Origin of the sequence: Sporosarcina sp. resist (genome assembly GCF_014302295.1) — a bacterium.
GTDB classification, from domain to species: Bacteria; Bacillota; Bacilli; order Bacillales_A; family Planococcaceae; genus Sporosarcina; species Sporosarcina psychrophila.
The window spans coordinates 2,705,568-2,726,405 of sequence record NZ_CP060287.1 but is presented as its reverse complement, the minus strand read 5'-3'; the positions used below and the strand labels follow the sequence as shown (position 1 = coordinate 2,726,405).

General features: G+C 35.0%; 17 protein-coding genes, 3 pseudogenes and 1 other annotated feature. Of the genes and pseudogenes, 12 read left to right on the top strand and 8 right to left on the bottom strand.

Annotated features, from left to right (window positions below; translation table 11 throughout):
• Window positions 1-171: 171 nt before the first annotated feature.
• Together H7992_RS13245 and H7992_RS13240 are read right to left on the bottom strand one after the other, a co-directional pair.
• On the bottom strand, window positions 172-681 hold the full coding sequence (locus H7992_RS13245; RefSeq protein WP_067209507.1) for a GNAT family N-acetyltransferase: 510 nt from the start codon (window positions 679-681) through the stop codon (window positions 172-174).
• Between the two features lie 185 nt (window positions 682-866).
• Window positions 867-1,721, bottom strand: coding sequence for a GNAT family N-acetyltransferase (locus H7992_RS13240; RefSeq protein ID WP_067209505.1), 855 nt, complete (start codon window positions 1,719-1,721; stop codon window positions 867-869).
• Between the two features lie 183 nt (window positions 1,722-1,904).
• Here H7992_RS13240 and H7992_RS13235 point away from each other — a divergent pair, with 183 nt between their 5' ends.
• On the top strand, window positions 1,905-2,738 hold the full coding sequence (locus H7992_RS13235) for an AraC family transcriptional regulator (protein ID WP_187044893.1): 834 nt from the start codon (window positions 1,905-1,907) through the stop codon (window positions 2,736-2,738).
• Here H7992_RS13235 and H7992_RS13230 read toward each other — a convergent pair.
• The 3 genes from H7992_RS13230 to H7992_RS13220 all read right to left on the bottom strand — a co-directional run bounded on the left by H7992_RS13230 (window position 2,667) and on the right by H7992_RS13220 (window position 4,801).
• On the bottom strand, window positions 2,667-3,842 hold the full coding sequence (locus H7992_RS13230) for an MFS transporter (RefSeq protein WP_255428431.1): 1,176 nt from the start codon (window positions 3,840-3,842) through the stop codon (window positions 2,667-2,669). The genes H7992_RS13235 and H7992_RS13230 overlap by 72 nt on opposite strands.
• 490 nt (window positions 3,843-4,332) lie before the next feature.
• On the bottom strand, window positions 4,333-4,479 hold the full coding sequence (locus H7992_RS13225) for a hypothetical protein (protein WP_187044892.1): 147 nt from the start codon (window positions 4,477-4,479) through the stop codon (window positions 4,333-4,335).
• Window positions 4,480-4,567: 88 nt separating this feature from the next.
• Window positions 4,568-4,801, bottom strand: a complete 234-nt coding sequence (locus tag H7992_RS13220; protein ID WP_067209501.1) for a hypothetical protein — start codon at window positions 4,799-4,801, stop codon at window positions 4,568-4,570.
• A gap of 139 nt (window positions 4,802-4,940) precedes the next feature.
• Here H7992_RS13220 and H7992_RS24750 point away from each other — a divergent pair, with 139 nt between their 5' ends.
• The 6 genes and pseudogenes from H7992_RS24750 to H7992_RS13195 all read left to right on the top strand — a co-directional run bounded on the left by H7992_RS24750 (window position 4,941) and on the right by H7992_RS13195 (window position 12,068).
• On the top strand, window positions 4,941-5,357 hold the full coding sequence (locus H7992_RS24750) for a helix-turn-helix domain-containing protein (RefSeq protein WP_067209496.1): 417 nt from the start codon (window positions 4,941-4,943) through the stop codon (window positions 5,355-5,357).
• A gap of 65 nt (window positions 5,358-5,422) precedes the next feature.
• Window positions 5,423-5,881: a hypothetical protein gene (locus H7992_RS24745; RefSeq protein WP_067209494.1), complete on the top strand. Its 459-nt coding sequence runs from the start codon at window positions 5,423-5,425 to the stop codon at window positions 5,879-5,881.
• Between the two features lie 609 nt (window positions 5,882-6,490).
• Window positions 6,491-7,084, top strand: a pseudogene (locus H7992_RS13210) (reverse transcriptase domain-containing protein); the annotation flags it as partial.
• A gap of 695 nt (window positions 7,085-7,779) precedes the next feature.
• Window positions 7,780-8,044, top strand: a binding site (T-box leader).
• Between the two features lie 64 nt (window positions 8,045-8,108).
• Entirely contained in the window at window positions 8,109-9,335 is a 1,227-nt protein-coding gene (locus H7992_RS13205; protein WP_187044890.1) for an MFS transporter, read from the top strand.
• A gap of 302 nt (window positions 9,336-9,637) precedes the next feature.
• A pseudogene (locus H7992_RS13200) lies at window positions 9,638-9,784 on the top strand (IS110 family transposase); the annotation flags it as partial.
• Window positions 9,785-10,667: 883 nt separating this feature from the next.
• Window positions 10,668-12,068, top strand: a complete 1,401-nt coding sequence (locus H7992_RS13195; protein WP_187044889.1) for a right-handed parallel beta-helix repeat-containing protein — start codon at window positions 10,668-10,670, stop codon at window positions 12,066-12,068.
• A gap of 40 nt (window positions 12,069-12,108) precedes the next feature.
• Here H7992_RS13195 and H7992_RS13190 read toward each other — a convergent pair.
• Window positions 12,109-12,342 (bottom strand): annotated as a pseudogene (locus H7992_RS13190) (Rrf2 family transcriptional regulator); the annotation flags it as partial.
• Between the two features lie 880 nt (window positions 12,343-13,222).
• Between H7992_RS13190 and H7992_RS13185 the strand changes: the two are divergent.
• Window positions 13,223-13,642, top strand: coding sequence for a GNAT family N-acetyltransferase (locus tag H7992_RS13185; RefSeq protein WP_067209485.1), 420 nt, complete (start codon window positions 13,223-13,225; stop codon window positions 13,640-13,642).
• A gap of 624 nt (window positions 13,643-14,266) precedes the next feature.
• Here H7992_RS13185 and H7992_RS13180 read toward each other — a convergent pair.
• Together H7992_RS13180 and H7992_RS13175 are read right to left on the bottom strand one after the other, a co-directional pair.
• Window positions 14,267-14,893 carry a hypothetical protein gene (locus tag H7992_RS13180; RefSeq protein WP_067209482.1) on the bottom strand — a complete coding sequence of 209 codons (627 nt, stop codon included), beginning with the start codon at window positions 14,891-14,893 and terminating at the stop codon, window positions 14,267-14,269.
• Between the two features lie 337 nt (window positions 14,894-15,230).
• Window positions 15,231-16,100 carry a LysR family transcriptional regulator gene (locus tag H7992_RS13175; RefSeq protein WP_187044888.1) on the bottom strand — a complete coding sequence of 290 codons (870 nt, stop codon included), beginning with the start codon at window positions 16,098-16,100 and terminating at the stop codon, window positions 15,231-15,233.
• A 117-nt stretch (window positions 16,101-16,217) separates the two neighbouring features.
• Here H7992_RS13175 and H7992_RS13170 point away from each other — a divergent pair, with 117 nt between their 5' ends.
• The 4 genes from H7992_RS13170 (at window position 16,218) to H7992_RS13155 (ending at window position 20,827) form a co-directional block, all read left to right on the top strand.
• Window positions 16,218-17,366, top strand: a complete 1,149-nt coding sequence (locus H7992_RS13170; protein WP_187044887.1) for an MFS transporter — start codon at window positions 16,218-16,220, stop codon at window positions 17,364-17,366.
• A gap of 235 nt (window positions 17,367-17,601) precedes the next feature.
• Entirely contained in the window at window positions 17,602-18,105 is a 504-nt protein-coding gene (locus H7992_RS13165; RefSeq protein ID WP_067209475.1) for a GNAT family N-acetyltransferase, read from the top strand.
• A 444-nt stretch (window positions 18,106-18,549) separates the two neighbouring features.
• A complete protein-coding gene (locus H7992_RS13160) occupies window positions 18,550-19,341 on the top strand; it encodes a helix-turn-helix domain-containing protein (RefSeq protein ID WP_067209473.1) in 792 nt (263 codons plus the stop codon).
• Window positions 19,342-19,588: 247 nt separating this feature from the next.
• Window positions 19,589-20,827: an LL-diaminopimelate aminotransferase gene (locus H7992_RS13155; RefSeq protein WP_187044886.1), complete on the top strand. Its 1,239-nt coding sequence runs from the start codon at window positions 19,589-19,591 to the stop codon at window positions 20,825-20,827.
• The last annotated feature ends 11 nt before the right edge of the window (window positions 20,828-20,838 follow it).

Below are 20,838 nucleotides of genomic sequence, written 5' to 3'. Positions count from 1 at the left end.
CGTCCCTTCTTTAATAGCATCCGTTAAGAATTGCTCGTAATCAAGCAGTTCAAATAGAAAATTAGTGAGATACAAAAATAGCCTTGTTAAAAATAATTTAACAAGGCTATTTTAACTATCTTGTTGAACTAACGCTCTCGTTAGTTCAACAAGATTATTTTTAAAAAACCATTAAATCTTACGGCAATATCTTAATATAATATATCTTTCTCTATCAACAATTCCATGTCCATCACGTTCATGATTAAAAGTAAATCCTTTTGCTTCATAGAAAGGAATTCCTTTTTGATTTCCTTTCGCAACGGAAACCCATTGTTCCGTTGCATTAAACTCTTCCTTTTGTTGTTTGGTAATAGCATCTAATATCATTGTGCCAATACCTTCGTTACGTCTAGCAGGATTTAGATACAAAACAAAAACTTCTCCAGAGGTATCCTCAATCATACCACCTCCACCAGCCCCAATCACTTCGTTCCCTTCTAATGCAACAAAATATCCTCCCCATTCCTTACTGGTTTCTAAAACCTCTTTTAGTATTCTTTCGTGATTATAAAACTCTTTAATTATTCCTTTGATGTACATTTCAGAATGTGTTTCGCTGTATGTTGCCCAATAACCATCACTACAAACTTTTGATATTCCCTCAACGTGATTAGGTTTGGCTTTTATAATATGTATCATAATTAATTCTCCTTTCGAATAATTAACCACGACTATTAAATTTAACATTTATTGAACTAACCTGCCGTTAGTTCAATAAGAAAGATGAACAGTATTGGTCGAATACGATAAAAGAAAGAGCTAACAATTAATATGTTAACTTCTTAATTTCTATTTTTTAAAAGCCCATATAGTTCAAAAACGTATTAACCAAATAGCTGTGCAGCTATGCCATACAACGTATTATTACGAGATGGTAATACATTTGAATTTTTAATCATAATCGGTGGTTGGCTTACTTTGGAGAAACCGTATTTCTCCAGTTCAGATATAAAATCATCATTTCCGGAAGGAACATCAATTCTTAATTTACCTTGATAGTTTCTCGAAAGTTGGTCAATTATTAATAATGCTGATTGAGAATCAGGAGCAACTATAGGGCCTAATATAAGATTAACCGGACCTTGTATAGACAGCCCATATCCAATAACTTTTCCATCCAGACTTTTAACTACTAAAGCCTCCTTTGATTGATTGATCCTATTGATCAGAAAGGTTCTTCTAGTATCACCGAAAGCCTCCATATCTAAGTTTATTAATGGAGATATATCTTTCTTACATAATGGCTTTATATTGCTAATCTGATTACTATTTGTAATTAGTGGTTCATAGCTATCACAAAGAAATTTATGAACAGAATCTATTGAATGAAAGCCCATTTTTTCATACATAGGTTTTCCTTCTTCCGTCGCAATTAACATAGCCGTTGTACTAATTGGAATAGAATCTAAACATTTTTGGGTAGCTTTTCTCCCTAATCCCATTCCTTTATATTCTTGACTAACAATAACCATACCAATGGATGCTAATTTGGGACCGTATTCAATGATTGCCGCACTTGATATTATTTCTCCTTCATCATTTTTATGACCATAAATTCTTCCAGAAGACATTACTGTCGTAATTTCATCTTTGTCATAATCCCACCCGACAGAATTTGAGAGCCTAATTAATCCTGGTATATCAAGCACATCAAGTTTTTCTATATCAGAGACATTCATATACTAAACACTCCTCAATTCATTATATAAGTGATTATGTATTTTTCATCATTATTTTTTAACTTAAGCACTAGTTAGTTGCATAATACCTAATTTAAATAATGTTCCATCCACTTTTGAAAGTGAAAATGGTGATTCATGTTAGACTAAATATAAAACTTTAGGATATAAGGGGTGAAATCAGTGTCTATTTTACTACAAGCCTCAAATTGTTTGTTATTGTCCACAGACCTCAAAAAAACAGAAAGTCATTGGCGTGATGATCCTTACTACAAATTTATATACTCGATTAAAGGGTCCATGCAGTACCAAAGTAAGAGAAACGAGTTTTCATTAAATGAAAATGAATTCATAATTTTCAATCCCCATGATGAACATAAGCAAATTTTAGTCGATAACCATAAATTTCTGATTGAGTTGGATTCAAAATTCCTGAACGAGATGACTGCTTCTGTTTCATTTATTCGAGACGATCTTTTTTTTGCTCAGTCCTCTCAAAAACACCCACTCATTATGCAATGGGTGCTTTTTGTTAATCAATATATGCAACTGGAGGGCCCGAATGGGAGCCGTTCTTCAGAAATATTTTTGGAACACAGCTTTGCTCAATTGGGTTTACTGTTGGTCAAAACAACAATTGGTTCGCATACGACTGACATGAATATGCAACCTTTTCAAGAAATCCATCCGGCTCTTTTTAAGGTGATGAATGCCTTAAAAAACGATTTTCAGCATACTTGGAGCCTCAGAGAAATGGCAGCGATATTGGATATAAGCAAATTTCAGTTCGCTCACCTTTTTAAAGAATTCATCGGAGTTTCCCCTTATTCATGGCTTCAATTATATCGAATTGTTAGAAGCCAGGACTTGCTTGTTCACACCAATCGAACGATTACGGATATTTCAACTAGCTGTGGATTTTCTTCAATTGCCGTTTATAACCAGTTATTTAAACGCTTGTATGGATTCCCGCCCAGTTTTTTTCGAGGAGAATATACGAAACAAATAGAAAAATGAGCAAAGGATCATCAAACCTCCACAAAATATAAAGATGTAACGTATTTCAAAAATTGATGATAGTGTACCAAACAAAATCAATGAGATCACGTTTGATCCATATAGAATCACTGCATTTAAACTAAAAGCCCTGCCTAATTTATTAGCTGGAATCAAGGTTTGAATAAGGTATACCCGTGTTAAACCGGTTATCGGAAGACCGATAGCTGTAATCAAGACTCCAATAAAATAGATGGAGAGATTCGAAGCAAATCCCAATAAGAAAATGCCAGCACCCCACACGATAGAGCCATATAGGTAAGTGGAGAGGCTCATTTTTTTCCATACAAAAGGGATCAGTAGATTAACTGCGATCACTCCTGCGCCGTACCAGCCCAAAAGCAGACTGTATAGTTCCTTTCCATTACTGGAGGTTTCCACGAGTAGCAAGAGCAATCCGACTTGCCAGACCCACGTATTGAAAAATACCATCAAGAAAGTAACCATAAACAACGTTTTAATTGTATATTCTCCTTTAACCCAACTAAAAAAATCACGAATGGAACTGAAAACATTAATTTTTTTACTTTCTGTAGTATTCGAATCATTGGCAGGATCAATCCAATTGAGTTTCAAGATGAAAAATCCGCTGGCTAAATAAGTTAATGCATCAAGTGTATAAAAATGGATTGTGTTTCTAGAACTTAATAGACCAATACTGAAAATGGGACCAAGCACTTGTACACCTCTCGTCACAATATCTAAAAGACTATTTACAGTTGTTCGATTTTCTAAAGGCGTAATTAGAGGCAAAACAGCTCGGTAGGCTGGATTATAAAAACATCCCAGACTCTGGATCACGAAGCCCACAAGAAGCAAATGCCAGAAAGCTAAAAGATTCATTTGATAAATAACAACCAACGATAGAATGATCGGTACACGAATAATGTCTATCCATAACAACAGGCGTTTTTTGTTTACTCGATCTGCAATGGCTCCACCGACTAAACCGAATATTAGGTAAGGAACAGCTTGTGAAATTGCGATAACAGTAGTGAGGATAGCCGACTGTGTCAGTTCATAGGATAAAAAAAGAAACGCTAGCCCCGCAATTACATTTCCCAATTGTGAAATCCCGGCTCCTGCCAAATAATACAAAACCATTCTATTTTTCAATGCGATTTTATAAATGATACCACCTCACTTATAGGTTACAATGTATAGCCTTCCTTATCTATCGATATATTGCTGAACTTTCCAGCAATATTCATGAGATTAATCCGTAAAAACAGCGATTGGATCGCTGAACAAGCTGCCATGAAAGGCAGCAGATTGTTCAACTAAAGTACTCGTTAGCCCTCTATAAAAAAATATACCTTTTATTCACTTAACTAACCTGCTCTATTAGTTGAAGAACGGATAAAAAAATACATATACTATACTTTTATTTCATAAATATTTTCAGATATAAAAGCTGAACTAATACAAAAATTAGTTCAGCTTCAAAATAGCTTATTATAATGTTGCACATTGTATAAAGTATACTGATATATTAAGTGCACTACGTTATCTCTTGACTTTTAATAAAAGATTAGGGAAAGGTCGTTGTTTTTGTTCATTTATTAACTTCTAATTTAATCTCGTTAATTACTTCCTCTAATTCTTTTCTAAATACTGGACCCGTTCCTTCCAGTTCAAAGGTGTCTTTGGTAATAAGGTCTTCTAGCGTGTGAATGTCATTCTTTTTAAGTATCTTAGTCAATCGAACACTTAATTCCAACATTGTTCATTTAAAGATTTTTCTTTATCGATGTGGACGACAGTATGTTTAGTCATTGTGTCACTCCTTATCATTTCTTAAATGCTGGATGTTCGAAATAATCATTTACAACCTTCGGGAAATTATCTGTCAAGAAATTATCCCAGTTAATTTTATCAAGCGTTTCGCGTTCGATGTTGAACACCATGACTTCGCCATCTTTTTCATTCCCGTACTGATCGACAAGAGGGTACAACCAGTGGATAATTACTCCGTCAACTTCTTTCATTTCAGAAATTGGTTTGAGTATTTTTAACGAATCCATCCACATCCCTTTTTCTATACCGTCAGTGATGATCTTTTCAACCTTCGACTTTGTGCACGGTGATTGGTGGCACTATACACCGGGTCATAACTGGCACTAAGTCGAAAATGATAACAACGGAAAGCGAGGTGAGAAAACGATGGCATTTGAATATTTAGCAGCATACAAAACATTTGAATCAGTAGCAGATATGGATAAGAGTGTGGAGGACCACATTGCAGCAAATTACTTTGACTTAACAGAATCAGAACGTGCCATCGTTTTCAAACTCGCTTCACGTTCATTAATGTATCCAGGGGGTTCACATTTAAAAGCTGAAACTTTTGCGGATCAAGTTGGAATTTCTACCAAGACCGTGTACCGTAGCATTAAAAAGTTGGCAGAACTAGGCATCATCGAAAAAGTACCTGGTACAAAGTTAAACGGAATCAAAGGTGCTAGCATCTATAAAATTTTACCTTTAGACGATAATGTCCCATCGGAAGTGTCTCAACGAGCGACAGTCGATGAAGTCAATAACGACTTGATTAGCCCTCCACAATCTGAGATTCACTAGAATCTTTTAATCTCTTAAGTTCTAAACAAGCAAATAATATTATAAGCGTCGGGGACGAATTAGCTTTGCAAGCTGAGAAGAAAAAAGAGTATATGAACGAATGGCAAGTAACGCTTTTCGACTTCATGCACAGCTTACCAATGAAAGATGAATTGAAGGATGAGTTGCATAAAGTTGTATTAGCATCAGAAATAAATGATGCACGTGATTTTGTGCGTGCTAAAGATGTGCTGCTTAATATTATTCGTGATATTAATGAAGGAATTCTAACGATATCTACTACATTACGAGCGGTGTTTAAAGGGGCTCAGAGCAAGGTTGTAGAGCGTAGGAGTAATATGAAGGGATACATCATCTGTGGAGGACAAGGCTTCAAATGTACGTCCAGTGCCTTTCTATTACTGGCTAGGTGCGACACGTTGGACTATAAGTGCGTAAAGCATGAAATGTCCGAACTACAAAATATTCAAGTAGTTACAACTGATACGATGATAGATGGAATGAAAACCTTCATGTTGAGTTGAAACATCTACCCTAATACTCCAACATGCAATGATATTAGGTGAAATATTGTTGTATGAAGCTTGGTGAAGTCGGTTGAATCCAACCTAAGTTCGCAATTTGAATATGGTTAGGAGATAGACCGGGGGGCTGAAAAAGAAATCTATGGTGAGAATGTCGTGTGTGAACAACGACTGACGAACTTGCGAATGTACGGGTCAATAAGTTGACTACTCTCGAAAGAAGTAGGGTTACAAATTCTGTAACGTGGGACACCGATAAGTATGATTCTAGCCTAAGAAAATCGGGATAATGCACGATGACATTATAGTTCTCACTGGCTCATAGCAAGCACCTAAGGATTTACATGATAGCTAATCGTATCGGAACGTGGTAAGCAAAGGATTCCTATTTAAACAATTACCTTTGGGGAATGGCATATAAGTTCCATTAGGAAACGAAATTGCTTAACCTTTGTGAAAGTGAGGACACAGTACCTTGGAAACCATGATAATAAATGGTGGAGGGATAGTCCTTAGTCTTAATTAATGTAATTAAATTTTAGTTAATGAAGTTCAAAAGGTCTGGTATGAATGTGGGAAAGACACTTCTTTAAAGGAGGTGTTCCACAATTGAACACAAATCAAAGATATTGGGAATATTATGGGTTGCAGGAAACCTTCGACTCCCTATATAAAGGGAGCCAAGAAGGTAAAACATTTAATAGGTTATACGAACTTGTTATATCAGAAAATAATATTCTTCTCGCATATAGAACCATAAAAAGTAATAAAGGCTCTAAAACGGCCGGGGTTGATTTTCATACCATTGATAAATTTAAAGAAATGAACAAAAATGATTTTGTGTCTTATATTAGAGACGCGCTAAAGGATTACAAACCCAAAGCTGTTAAGAGGGTTCTCATTCCAAAGCCCAACGGTGATTTACGTCCGCTTGGTATACCGACCCTTACAGATAGAATTATCCAACAAATGATTAAACAAGTTATTGAACCGATTTGTGAAGCTAAATTCTTTAAACACAGTTATGGATTTAGACCACAACGTAGCACACATCATGCTATATCAAAACGTAGCACACATCATGCTATATCAAGATGTGTCTATATCATTAACCACTCTAAAACGCATTATGCGGTGGACATTGATATTAAAGGTTTCTTTGATAATGTTAATCACTCGTTATTAATAAAACAACTTTGGAACCCTTTGTTGGATGGATTGGTTGTTTTCCATAATCCTTTTGCTGACACACCTTTTCACATTGATGAGTTTTTCCACCCAGTTATTGCGCATACTACAGTTGATGGGAAACAAAAGAGTTTTTAAGTGACATTCCTAATGGGCACTTATTCCAAAGGACGATTAATGTTATTGATTTTCCACATTTAACACCGGAAGAACTTGCTCAAATTAAATCACAAATGAATAGTGATGAAGGATTGAGACAGCCGTCATATCCAAAATATCATAAGTAATTAATAATACATTATTTTGCTGTTCAAAAAAGACGACTATTCACGATCATTTTTATTAAAAGTCAAGAGTTAACGTAGGCCGCTTAATATATCAGTATCCTTTATACAATGTGCAACATTATAATAAGCTATTTTTAAGCTGAACTAATTCTTGTATTAGTTCAGCTTTTATTTGGGATTAAAGATATAATCTGAATATATTTATGAAATAAAAGTATAGTATGTGTGTTTTTTTATCCATTCTTCAACTACCGTGGAAGGTTAGTTGAAAAAGAGTAAGCTGTGGTATGCATGAAGTAAATAATTACTGTAACAACAATACTATAAATGCAAATATTTCTATGTCTGTTATAGAGATAATTAGTAATATTTTTTTGTATTGAATTTCAATTCAAAATAATGTAATATATATAAAAATCTATATAAAAAGCTGTGAAAAGAAGAGTAAACACACTTACTATCTACAGAGACCTCTGGTAGCTGAAAAAGAGGGATAGGAAATGTGTTGAAACAAGCCTTGGAGCTGTGCATTGGATTTGTTTGTTTTGAACAATGATGATGCAACGTATTCTCACGTTAACGAGATAGAGTATCGCAGGTGATTTATTCACAAAGCAGTACTCGATTAGGCTTCTACAGAAATGTGGAGGTGAACTGGGGTGGCACCGCGACACGACTCGCCCCCAAGATAAATATCTTGGGGGTGAGTTTTTTTATTTTGTTTTACAAAAAAATAAAAAGGAGTGGTGAACATGTCCAGATGGAAGTATCCGTTAATGCTATTAGGAGGAATAGGAATTTCAAATGTGGGTGGATGGGTTTACCTAATCGCACTAAATTTAATTATATTGAATGAAACAGGTTCTCCACTTGCGATTGCTTTATTATATATACTTGGTCCAATTGCAACTATATGTTCGAATGCTTGGGCAGGTAGTTTAATTGATCGGGTAAATACACGACGACTTATGATGGGATTAGACGTTTTCCGAGCACTTTGTATTGCGATAATTCCATTTTTACCTTCGCTTATTTATGTTTATATACTAGCGTTTATCATTAATATGGGAAGTGCTATTTTTCAACCTACATCTATGGTTTATATGACTAAACTAATACCTGAAAAAGATCGGCAACGCTTTAATGCGCTACGTAATTTTATCAACTCTTGTGGTTCACTAATAGGTCCTACCATTGCGGGGGTTTTATTTTGGATGGGTACTCCTTATACTGCCATCCATGTGAATGCAGTGGCTTTATTTTTTTCGGCATTCATTATTATGATGCTCCCTAATGTTGATTCAAGACTCAAAGAGACAGAGGGGCAAAGATTGACATGGGATATGATAAAAAATGATTTTTGGGTTGTTTTTAATTTCAGTAAGGACTATACCTATGTCACAAAGATATATTTATTATTTAGCGGCACTACTATATTCATGACTGCAATAGATTCTCTTGAGGCAGCATTTGCTAAAGGTGTACTTTCATTATCAGACCCCATTTATGGGTTTTTATTAAGTGTCTTTGGAGCTGGATTTATAATAGGTTCAATTATTAATTCAGTATTTTCAAGACAGCTTACAGTTAATCTTTTAATAGGTTTTGGCACCATTTTTACCTCAATAGGTTATATAGCGCTTTATAGTTCGAATGGCTTTTTTAGTGCAGCGCCTTCTGTATTTTTAATTGGGTTTGCTGTAACGTTTGCAAATACAGGGTATTTGACTTTCTACCAAAATCATGTTCCTGTGAAGATGATGGGAAGGTTCGGAAGCTTCTTTAGTGTTATTGAGGCAGGTTTCATTATTGCTTTAACGGTATTAGTAGGTTTAGCTGCTGAATTAACTTCGATCCGTCCTGTGGGGTTAATAGGTTCATTTGCATTCTTCTTATTAGGGTTAATGGCATTGAAAGCTGTATCAGGTGCAAAAAGGAAGGAATATTTTAAAAAAGGTGCTGCTTCTTTAAACAGTTAAGAACGCCGTGCACGAGAATTTAGGAATATTAATAACAGGGGAGAACACTGACAAAGAACAATATATAGAGGATGTATTATCCGTTGTCAGGATCTATTTACTAGGTAAATCAGATTCATATACTAATCATGATGAATAATCCTCAACTTAAATTTGAAATTGCTGAAGACAGTGAGTCGATTTTACAGTGAACATAAAAACAGCCTTCCTTCTATTTGGAGGGAGGCTGTTTTTATGTGATTGGAAATTCTATAGCATTAACATCATTTTATCCCACGCTATACTGTGGAATAAGAAGTTCAAGGAACAAAAAGCTTAAAGAATTCTATGATAAGAAAAAGTCAGAAGGAAAGCCTGCCAAAGTAGCAATTGTAGCCTGTATTAATAAATTACTTCATTGGATTTATGCATTATTAAACAGAAAAGAATCTTTCCTTGATATAGCTTAATTAACAGTTTTAATAATGAGAGAGAAAATCTTCCAAAAGGTTTTTGGAGGGCTGTTTGGCATGCTCAAAATAGTATAACATAGGGTTAATAATTATTTCAGAGAAAAATATTGACATCCTATTAGCTGGTTTAGTTGAACAACAATCCTATTTTGATAAAGTAGTTTTCCTATCATCTCTGCTAACCATTTCTAGTCAGCATACGAACTTCATACCCTAGGATTATCCATAATATACCTCGGGATAAATATAATACAGATACGGATGCGATATTAGGGTTTGATTCTAGTTGTCTCATTTGATATTCGTTGAAAGTATTTTACTCATTGAAAACACTCCTGTCAGGATATTTATCTTCAGTATACCTAAGCTTTTAAACAGAAAAACCCCGAATGGGTCACTTTTTTTAAAGTGTCCACTATTGGCTCAGTTAAGCCTTAATGGCAATCTTTTATTAAAAAGAGGTGTATAATCATAAAAAAGCAACAAAGGAGGATATCTATGAAGTTATACAAATGTACGCTAAGTAAATGACTATTTAAATGCTTGGATCTATTGGAAAGATATAATCAAAGAAACATAATTATTATTCAGCGAAAGGGCGCAATTCTACAGCAAGAATTACGCTCTTTCTTTATGTAAAGGGGCAGTTAATGGAGGGAGATTCTCAAGATACATTGAATAATTAAGGGATATAATATATTTTAAATTTCTTTTTGAAAACTTTATGTTTTTGAAGTTAAATCTATTATAAAATGGTATAGTCATCCATCCTACGCTATTCTAATGAGCAATTTATTTAATAGTTTAGTCATATTGTTCTTTTCCTTTTATCCTATATGACTTATTATGCAGATAATTTATTTTAAGAAGGAATGATTAAATGAAAAAAATTATTATTATCCTCTTGGCCACAGCTGCTATCATGATCGTTTTAGTTATAAATAAAACTAAAGCCGAACAGGATAATTCTATATATGTAGCTGTAAATGGAAATGATCAAAATAATGGGACAAAATCAAAGCCATTTCGCACACTAAAAAAAGCTGCTTCAGAAGCTGTAGCCGGGACTACCGTCTACATACGAAAAGGAACCTATAATGAAAGACTTGTTATTAAACATAGTGGAACAAAATCAAAACCAATTATTTTTAAAGCTTACAAAAAGGATAAAGTTGTTCTTAGTGGAAAGGATGTAAAAGATGTTGAAGGGGTTACATCCTTAGTTACAATAAATAATAAAAATTATCTTACGATTAGCGGATTAGTTATACAGGATTTATCTACTAATTTAACAGATGAAACGGTAATGGGGATTTATGTAACAGGACCTAGCAGTCATATTACATTAGAGAATAACCATGTGCGGCGAATTGAAACACATGCAGAAAACGGAAATGGACATGGGATTGCCATATACGGAACAGGCCCAATGAAAGACATAAATATTTTTAATAATACAGTGGAGGATTTAAAACTCGGTTCAAGTGAATCTCTTGTACTTAATGGAAATATTGACGGTTTTAAGGTGGAAAATAATCTAGTTCGCCGAAGTGATAATATCGGTATTGATCTGATTGGTTATGAGGGTACCTCTAATGATAAAAAAGCTGACTATGTTCAAAATGGGGTAGTAAAAAATAATGAAATTTATGAAATATCCTCGTACGGAAACCCTGCTTATGGGGAGGATTATTCTGCTGGCGGAATATATGTAGATGGTGGAAAAAATATAACTATTGAAATGAATACCATTTATAAATGCGATATCGGAATTGAAGCAACGTCTGAGCATGCGAAAAAATATGCTAGTCATATTAATATTAAAAACAATACTATTTATAACAACTATTTTACTGGGATATCGATTGGAGGGTATGATAAAAATCGTGGAGGTACGATAAATTCAACAATCTCAAAAAATATTATTTATCGAAATGACACTAAAGGACTAGGTGGGGGACAGCTTTTATTACAGCATGATACAAAAAACAATGTGATCGAAAAAAACATTTTAACAGCTGGACCATCTCGCTTGTTTATTGCTAATTATTTCACAACCAATCAAGCAAATAAACTGCAAAATAATGTATTCCATAAAGAAAAAGGAAAAACTGGTATTTGGGTATGGAAAGAGGGAGAATATACTTCTTTTCCAGAATTTAAAATCGCTTCAGGTAGTGATGAGAGATCCAGTTATTTAGATCCGAAATATGAAAATGAAAACAAATATGATTTTAGACTGAAAAAGGATTCACCTGCTAAGAAGATTATTTTAGAGTAAAAAACAATTATCTCAAAAAAGGTACTTCCTTAAAGAAGTAATCAAAAATAGGCGTCAAACCTTCAATAGCTTTTATAACATCGAGTAATGAAAGTTCTTCCCAACCCGATTTTAATTTATAGCCACCATTTGCACCTGAGACAGATTCAATCATACCCGACTTTACTAACTTTGTTAGTATTTTAGATAAATATGTCGTTGAAACTTCTTGGCGTTCAGCTAATTTTTCCACACTAATATGCTCATCGGGAGGATTAACAGCTAAAAACAGCATGGCGTGGAGAGCATAGTTCGTTGCTTTTGTTTTTTTTGATGTCAAATAAAGAGTTTATGCAACTAACGGGCGCGATTGTTGAACATTAAAAGCCTAATTCCTTGCCAGAAACAGGCAGAAATCAGGCTTTTTTTCTTACGCTATTTTAAATCTCCCAATTGGTAAATATGGTGGCAACAAGTGGTAAGTTTTGTGGCAGTCACTGGTAAAAAAGTTGTCACAGGTTGTACATTTCATTGGCCGTACTCACATTCCATTGAAGAAGAAATCGAAGAAAATATGAGCAACTTTGGACAATAAAAAAAGAAGAGCCTATTGCCTCCTCTTTTGCTTTACATTTGGATTTTTGCGCCTTATATTTTTAAGTACTACCTTTTTTCTTGCAACAGCTATCTCTACTTGGATGTAAAAGAAAGCAACCTCTTTTATTTGAAATATAGAAAAGGGGATTGGGCACAGATGCTTAAAATAAAGCATGTTACAACATTATTCACCCCACGTAGAGAGCATGAAAAACCAAAACTTTTGGGGTAACATAGCAGTGTTTGGTGCAATGCTCACGATAGTAATAACTTTAATAGTAACGTTTACTTAAAAACCCTTCTTACCAAGTAAGGATTTTTATTTGCATGAAATACGATCATGCAGAAAGCGGCTCCTCCACAGATTAGATTGTGGAAGGGGCGCTTTTTTTATATTACGCTAAATACAATGCATCCTTAAATGGACAGTCGCTTTTTTATTTATCGAATTAAAGAGGTATTCGTATTAATGGAGCCGAATAAATTACAATGCTCTGTTCTTCTTCAACTAACGGGACAGTTTAGTTGAAGAAGGAAATGTTTTAATAAAGTCAAATTTCAATAAGGGGAGCTTTAATATGGAAACTTTGGTTAAATCTCAATTAATCGATTTAGATGAAATAGTGAATATCGATAGAGAAGTAATAGGTAGTGATAGCAGACGAAAATACATAAAAAAAGCTATTGAGGAAGAAAGATGTATAGCTATTAAAAACGAGTTCTCATTTGTAGGATTTTTAATTTTTGATATTCATTTTTTTGATTATAGCTTTATATCCCTGATAATAGTTAAACCGACTGAAAGACGGAAAGGATATGCAACATCTCTTATGGAGTATTTTATAAGCATATCGCCTACTAAGAAAATATTCTCTTCAACCAATCAATCAAATAAAAGAATGCAGGAAGTATTTAAAGAAAATGGATTTACACAAAGTGGATTTGTTGAAAATTTAGACGAAGGAGATCCAGAGATAATTTACTTTAAATCAACATAAGTAATATTGGTTCTTCAACTGGAGATCGTCTATTGACGGTCTTTTATTTGGCAAACCCTGTTGTCTTTTTATTTGTCCATTTGTCCGTGAGTAAGTTAAATATGACCAAAGTAAAAGCCTTTCTCAATCGAGTGGGGCTGATTCCCATGACTTCTTACGTTCATCGAACAGCGCCTGCAACTCTTCGCAACCCAACCAGGAGTGCTTTTTTGTAATCGCAGCCTAGACTGCAAAGTCGCTTTTATTAAACTGTCCGATAATAAGGGCTCAGTTCAAAAAGAGGGATGGCTGTTTTTATTTAGTTTATTTTAGTTTATTAACGGTTCACTCTGACGTTTATGATTGGCGATAAAAAAGTACGTGAAGAGTAATGACGGAAGTACAATGGGAAATGAACAGGGGACTTTTTATAACCCGTTCAGTTGCGTAGTGCAAGACTCAAACTAAACATCAAATTAGATCGTTAATTCATAGTTGAATTGGCGGTCTTTTTAATGCCCGCATGTCAACGTATGTTAATAAATCGGGCTTATTTTTACGGTTGGGTGGACTGACGAATGAATGAATGAATGAATGAAAAGCCCTACACTAATGAGTATAAGGCGATGCTAACTTGTGGAATAGCTAGTTACTATCCTCATTTATTTTTTTCAACAGTCCACCGTCATTGATTGTAATCCTTCCGATTTTTCCTTCTTCTGAACAAATCGCCATCCCGCTTATCTCGAATTGTGTCGTTTTTCCAGCCTCGTTTACATATTCTACTTGAGCAGTAAAATCATATTCCTTTGGTGCAATCGGATTATCACTTTGGATCACTTCGATATCAGCGATACTTAATTGATAATCTACTGGGTAACTGTGGTAACCAAGTGCCGGTGTAGCATTAACAAAGAAATCAAATCCAAGTTCCGTGAAATAAGACGAATAGGACTCTTTTAGATATGAGGTGATTTCTTCCGTGTCTGGCGCCACCTCTGTACCAACATACCCTTCGTACGATGGATCCATTTGTTGCTTATATAACTCCTCACTTAAACGTAGATATTCTTCGTCTGGACCCGTAAATACCTTTTCGAGAACAGCACGAATAACAGCTTTGTTCTTGTCTTCAATTGGAGTAACAATCTTTTCAGGATCTTCCGGTTTTTCTTGAGAACAACCTACAATCAAAAAACAAGAAAAAAGTAAAAATAGAATACCTACCATTGTTTTCGTCGACAGATGTTTGGAAATCAGTTTACGATACATTATTATTCCTCCTCATCCCTTTTTACTACCAACTATTCTTCAGTGATTAGAGTTGGAAACCTATACTAGTAATACGAATGACCACTCAAAAAGTTTAAAAATTCCATCTTTTATATTATGCTCTAAAAAATCCGTTTTTTATAAAACATCTTAATAGATAAATTAAACTTAAAAAGCACCCCATATCAGCGTGCAAAATGAGGTGCTAATTTGTGTTTTGTTCTATTCAACTGAATGAGTTAGTATTTTTTCTTGCGGGATTTATTTAATTCCAGGACCTTTATAGTAGATCATTTTCAATTTAGCGATAAATTATGATATTTTCAGTATGGTGACTTTAAAAAAAGGTTTCCATTCGGTTCAAGAATGCTTTTGCAGATTGACTTAAATATTTATCAGTACGATAAAACATCTCTAAGTTCCTAGTAGGGGAATCCTTGATTGGAATAGCACGGATACCGAGTGATTGGAAACTTTCAATTAGTTGACTAGGTTGAATAGTAGCCCCAATCCCTGCTTTTACAAGTTGAAACAAAGATGTGGCTGATCCTGTTTCCATCAGGGCATCGATAGCAATTTTTTGACTTAAACACCAAGTCTCAATCAAATCACGTCCAGAGAATCCCTTCGGATACATAACTAAAGGCAGATTTACCAAGTCAGCCGGCAAGATAATACCTTTGTCTGCTAATTCATGATCTTTAGTAACGAAAAGACTATACGATTCGGTATGAAAAGGGATGCGATTTAAACGACTGTCTGGTTGAATCGCTAGCCCAAAACCAATATCAACTTCATTTTCTAACACCTTATTTAAAATATCAATAGATGGAATCACTTGCACTTTAGTATTTGGAAATTCTTTGTGAAAATCGATTAGTAATGCTGTTAATCGATAATCAAGATCGGATGGTAATACTGCTACACGTAAGTGACCGGTATTCAGATTTGTAAGATCTTCTATAGCATTTTTTGCGTTTTCTAGTTGTTGAACAATTTGCAATGCGTAGTGCTCAAGGAGATTACCTGCTTCGGTCTTAACGGTTTTTTTTCCAAGGCGATCGAACAGAGGTTGGCCTAATTCATCTTCCAATACCCGTATTTGCTGGCTTAGGGTTGGTTGTGAAATACCTAGTTTGTAGGCAGCTTCAGTAAAATGAAGTTCTTTGCATAACATAAGGAAATAGTGTAACTGCCTGATTTCCATTTAACATGCTCCTTTTATGATAGCTTACAGCTATGGTTTGTATAGAAAAAATAGTATTGAACTATTATAAGCGCAAATATACAATGAATGCAATGCTTAATGAAGGAGATGTTTCACATGCGTTTTGTTTATCTTGTGATGATTATATTTTTTGTTTCATTAAATTTAAGACCGTCGATTACTTCTGTTGGGCCTTTACTTGATATCATACAAACGGATTTAGGTATGAGCGGGGTGACAGCTAGTTTACTAACCGCACTACCGGTTTTTTGTATGGGGCTATTTTCCATATTGGCCATTAAGTTAAATAAACGTTTGGGAATGGAGAAGTCTCTGCTTATAGCAATGTCTTTGATATTCGTTGCTACATTCCTTCGTATGTTCGTTCATAATAGCTTTTTGTTGTTTGCGACAGCTTTATTCTCCGGGATTGGAATAGGGATTGCTGGACCATTAATTACAGGATTTATAAAAAAATACTTTCCCAACAATCATGGTTTAATGGGGGTTTATTCCGTGTCAATGGTGATTGGTGCAGCGGTTGCATCCAGTCTTTCTGTGCCTACATACCAGAGGATGAATGAATCTTGGCAACACGCATTAGGTTTCTGGAGTATATTAGCGGTTCCTGCATTTTTACTACTTATTCCACTTCTAAAAAAAGCGGAAAAGAGTACAGATACCCTGCCTATTTCAGCTTTTTTTGTAAAAAATAAAAGGGTGACATTATTCATGTTATTTTTTGGATGCATGGCGGCTATCTTTTATTCGCTAACAGCTTGGTTAGCACCAATCGTACAATCAATGGGTTTCAGCTATTCTCAATCCGGTTTGATTCTGACTCTATTTACAGTAATCCAAATTCCCATAAGCTTTTTACTACCTATACTCGTTAGCAAAACGGGTAATAGAAAAGTTTGGTTACTAGTCTGTAGTTTTTCAGAAATAGTAGGGATTTTGATTTTACTGCTAAATTACTCTCCGTGGATAGCTACAGTTTTCCTTGGTATTGGGGCTGGTGGTTTGTTTCCTTTGGCACTACTTCTACCTATTCAAGAGGCCAAAAATAGTGAAGAAACAGTGTCTTGGTCTGCGATGATGCAATTTGGTGGTTATCTACTCGGGGCCCTCGGTCCTGCATTTATTGGATTAACAATTGATGTTTTTGATAATTTTGTTCCAGCATTGGGAGGACTATTGATTATTTTATGTGTAATGCTTTTCACAATCTTAAAAATAGGGAACACTGAACAAGTTGAAGGATGAAATTGCTAAATTGTATTGAAAGAGGCTGTTTAAATATGAAGAATTGATTTATTGATTTGGCGCTGTGAAAATTTAATGTTGTTCTTTTTATTGTGATTCTACAATAAGAAGGTAGAATTTAGAATAGTAGCTACGTTTAACTGTGAAAAATTGGAGAGAAAAATCAACAATAACATTTACCAAAGCTGATAAAATCACAGAAATTGAGTTAACAATAAATAAGTAGGTGAAAAAAATGGAAATTATATATGAGACTAAACGTTTATATCTATGTGTGTTTAATGACTCTCACTTAGATTCAGTGAAAAAGTTTTGGGGTGATGAAGAAGTGATGGCATTATGCGATGGTGCTTCTTCAAGTGATGTGTTGGGCCGAGTTATCGAAGGCTATAGGAAATGTCATGAAATTAACGGTTTATCCGTGTACGCAGTAAAAGATAAAGAATCTAAAGAAATTATAGGTGCTGCTGGATTTAATTGTGTGAATTCATTAAGCGATGTGGAATTAATTTATCATTATAGTAAAAAATCTTGGGGCAAAGGTTTCGCAACAGAAGCGGCGTATGCTTGTGTAGAAATCGCCATAAATCATGGGGAAGTACAGGTTATCACTGCTTCTGCAAGTCCAGAGAATAAAGGGTCTTTAAAAGTATTAGAAAAGATTGGATTTCCTTTTAAATGCATGAAATGGTTTGAAGATACAGAGCAAGAAGAACTTTATTATGAATATAGGATATAGAAGTTATAAATAATCTACGAACTATAATGAATTGATAATAAAAAAATCTCTAAAACCTCTTTTCTTTTTTTCCTATTTCGTGATAGAGTAGTCCCTTATGCTTCACGCGCAACTCTGATTTCGCTTTTTATGTTACCGTCGCGCGTATGTATCAACGGTTGAAATACTGTTGCTTTAAAAAACAGTTTGACAATCACCTCAAGATGGGCAAATTTTTCATACCTACTTGCTATCTGTGCTTGGAAGCTTTATGCGGTACATCTACGACATATAATAGCAAGTAAAGGATTTCTATCCATTTAAGACTGTATTGAATACACTGTTGATAGTAATTTTAGCGAGTTTTACCGAATATGGTTACATAGAGTTAATCGAAGACAAAAGGTAGACGAGCATTATTAGGAATTACCTAAAAAGGTTTGCTGAAAAATAAGGGGGTGCTGCATGTTAGATTTGAATCCGGATCAATTTATTTTGAAACCGGCATTTGCCACTATTCATTGTGAGCCGACTTGGAAATGGAAAAAGCGCGATAAACCGTTCCCTAATTATGATTTATTTTATGTTTGGAGCGGTGAAGGAATATTGGTATTAAACGGAAAGTCTTATGATATACAAAAAGGGCACTGTTTTCTTTTTAAACATGGAGACGTGACAACTGCCACGCATAATCCCCAAGACCCCCTAGTATTAACCTATATTCATTTCGACTTAACTGAAACACCACAATTGGTCCCTACCGCCCATCGGATGGTTGAAAATACTTTCAGTTTTGAATCACTCTTAACTCAATACGTTCGCTTGTTATTAGTGAAAACATTTGGAATGGAAATAGAGGCAAAGCTCATCTTAAAGCAACTAATGATTCACCTATTGAGAGCAGAAGAAGAAGAAAAGGTAGAGCAAATGGCTTACACGAGCAATATCTTGCTGGAAACTGTTCGGGAAATAGCTAACTATATTCAGCAGCATCCCGGTGAACAACATTCAATTGGAAGTTTAGCAGCTCGAGCCAATCTTTCTCCAAGATATTTTTCTCTGAAGTTTAAACAAATAATTGGCCATACGGTTAGATCATATATCATTCGTTCGCGCATTGAACGAGCGGAACATTTACTCCGTTATTCAGGTATGACAGTGACAGAAGCTGCGTATGTCCTTGGATACAGCGATCTCCATTTTTTCAGCAGACAATTTAAAAAGTACACAGGTAAAAACCCTTCAGAAATTCGTTAAACTCGCCAGGCTCTTATGCTTGGCTTTTTTTATTGCAAATTTACGGTATCACTAAAAAAGTGCAAATGTTTAAGCAATAAGTCTAAATCAATTCCATTTAATAATCGATATTATAAAAGTAGAAAATGAATTCAAATAGTAGAGGAGAACAGAGGTAGGTTGGGCTATTCAAGAAGTATGGAGGTAGTCATTGAATGTAATGAGTACATCATAAGCAAAATGTCATGAATGTTTTGGGGGAATAGATATGTCAGCTGATTATATACAACAACTGTTTGCAGACCGTTTAGGGGGTCCGCAATTTGGTTTAAAAGAGGAAATCTATAAATTTGAAAAAATAAAAAGAATAAAAAAAGAAGTATTGCAGGCAAATCCTCATATGGAATTGATCGATCTTGGCGTTGGAGAGCCTGATGCAATGGCAGATGAAGCAGTTGTGGAAATATTGGCAGAAGAAGCAAAGAAGCCTGAAAATCGCATGTATGCGGATAATGGGATAGTTGAGTTGAAGCATGCAGCTGCCAAATATATGAAACATGTATTTGGAGTGTATGACCTCGACCCAGAAACCGAAATCAACCATTCGATCGGATCAAAGTCAGCCTTGGCGATGCTTCCTGCAGCCTTCATCAATTCTGGTGATATTACACTTATGCCATCGCCCAGTTATCCTATTTTAGGCACTCACACAGAATACTACGGAGGAGAAATTGTCCATCTGCCGCTATTGGAGAGTAATTCATTTCTGCCAAAACTAGATTCATTGAATGAGGGTATTCTCAAGAAAGCGAAGCTGCTTTACTTGAATTATCCGAACAACCCAACAGGGGCTGTAGCAACTGTAGAATTCTTTGAGGAAGTAGTCCAATTTGCAAAGAAAAATCAATTGATCGTTGTGCATGATGCTTCTTATGCTGCTCTCGTATTCGATGATGAAAAGCCGTTAAGCTTCCTTTCTGTACCCGGGGCAAAGGAGGTTGGAATAGAGCTTCATTCCTTATCGAAATCATTCAATATGACAGGCTGGCGCATTGGTTTTATGGCAGGAAATTCGAAACTTGTCAAAGTGATTAAGACAGTGAAGGACACTATTGACTCTGGTCAATTTATCGCCATACAAAAAGCAGCGGCATTTGCCCTTTCTCATCCAGAAATTACAGAACAAACTGTAGCTAAGTATTCACGGCGTCACAATCTTTTGGAAAAAGTTTTACGTGAGTGTGGCTTTAATGTTAAAAAACCGAAAGGATCATTTTTCTTATATACAAAGATACCAAAAGCGGTAGCAAGCGGTCCTCACTTTCAGTCAGCGGAAGAGTTTAGCCAATATTTATTACGTGAACATTTAATATCCAGTGTTCCATGGGATGATGCCGGACACTATGTGCGATTTTCGGTTACGTTTCAAGCGAAAGGAGTGAAAGAAGAGCAACGAGTAATCACTGAAATCAAAGCGAGGTTGAGTACATCCAAATTCATCTTTTAAGGGGGGGATAA

What these genes read in the sequence shown, in the direction of transcription:
- H7992_RS13245 (WP_067209507.1), bottom strand. Translation starts at nt 681, where the DNA reads ATGATACATATTATAAAAGCCAAACCTAATCACGTTGAGGGAATATCA.
- H7992_RS13240 (WP_067209505.1), bottom strand. Translation starts at nt 1,721, where the DNA reads ATGAATGTCTCTGATATAGAAAAACTTGATGTGCTTGATATACCAGGA.
- H7992_RS13220 (WP_067209501.1), bottom strand. Translation starts at nt 4,801, where the DNA reads ATGGATTCGTTAAAAATACTCAAACCAATTTCTGAAATGAAAGAAGTT.
- H7992_RS24750 (WP_067209496.1), top strand. Translation starts at nt 4,941, where the DNA reads ATGGCATTTGAATATTTAGCAGCATACAAAACATTTGAATCAGTAGCA.
- H7992_RS13205 (WP_187044890.1), top strand. Translation starts at nt 8,109, where the DNA reads ATGTCCAGATGGAAGTATCCGTTAATGCTATTAGGAGGAATAGGAATT.
- H7992_RS13195 (WP_187044889.1), top strand. Translation starts at nt 10,668, where the DNA reads ATGAAAAAAATTATTATTATCCTCTTGGCCACAGCTGCTATCATGATC.
- H7992_RS13185 (WP_067209485.1), top strand. Translation starts at nt 13,223, where the DNA reads ATGGAAACTTTGGTTAAATCTCAATTAATCGATTTAGATGAAATAGTG.
- H7992_RS13180 (WP_067209482.1), bottom strand. Translation starts at nt 14,893, where the DNA reads ATGTATCGTAAACTGATTTCCAAACATCTGTCGACGAAAACAATGGTA.
- H7992_RS13175 (WP_187044888.1), bottom strand. Translation starts at nt 16,100, where the DNA reads ATGGAAATCAGGCAGTTACACTATTTCCTTATGTTATGCAAAGAACTT.
- H7992_RS13170 (WP_187044887.1), top strand. Translation starts at nt 16,218, where the DNA reads ATGCGTTTTGTTTATCTTGTGATGATTATATTTTTTGTTTCATTAAAT.
- H7992_RS13165 (WP_067209475.1), top strand. Translation starts at nt 17,602, where the DNA reads ATGGAAATTATATATGAGACTAAACGTTTATATCTATGTGTGTTTAAT.
- H7992_RS13160 (WP_067209473.1), top strand. Translation starts at nt 18,550, where the DNA reads ATGTTAGATTTGAATCCGGATCAATTTATTTTGAAACCGGCATTTGCC.
- H7992_RS13155 (WP_187044886.1), top strand. Translation starts at nt 19,589, where the DNA reads ATGTCAGCTGATTATATACAACAACTGTTTGCAGACCGTTTAGGGGGT.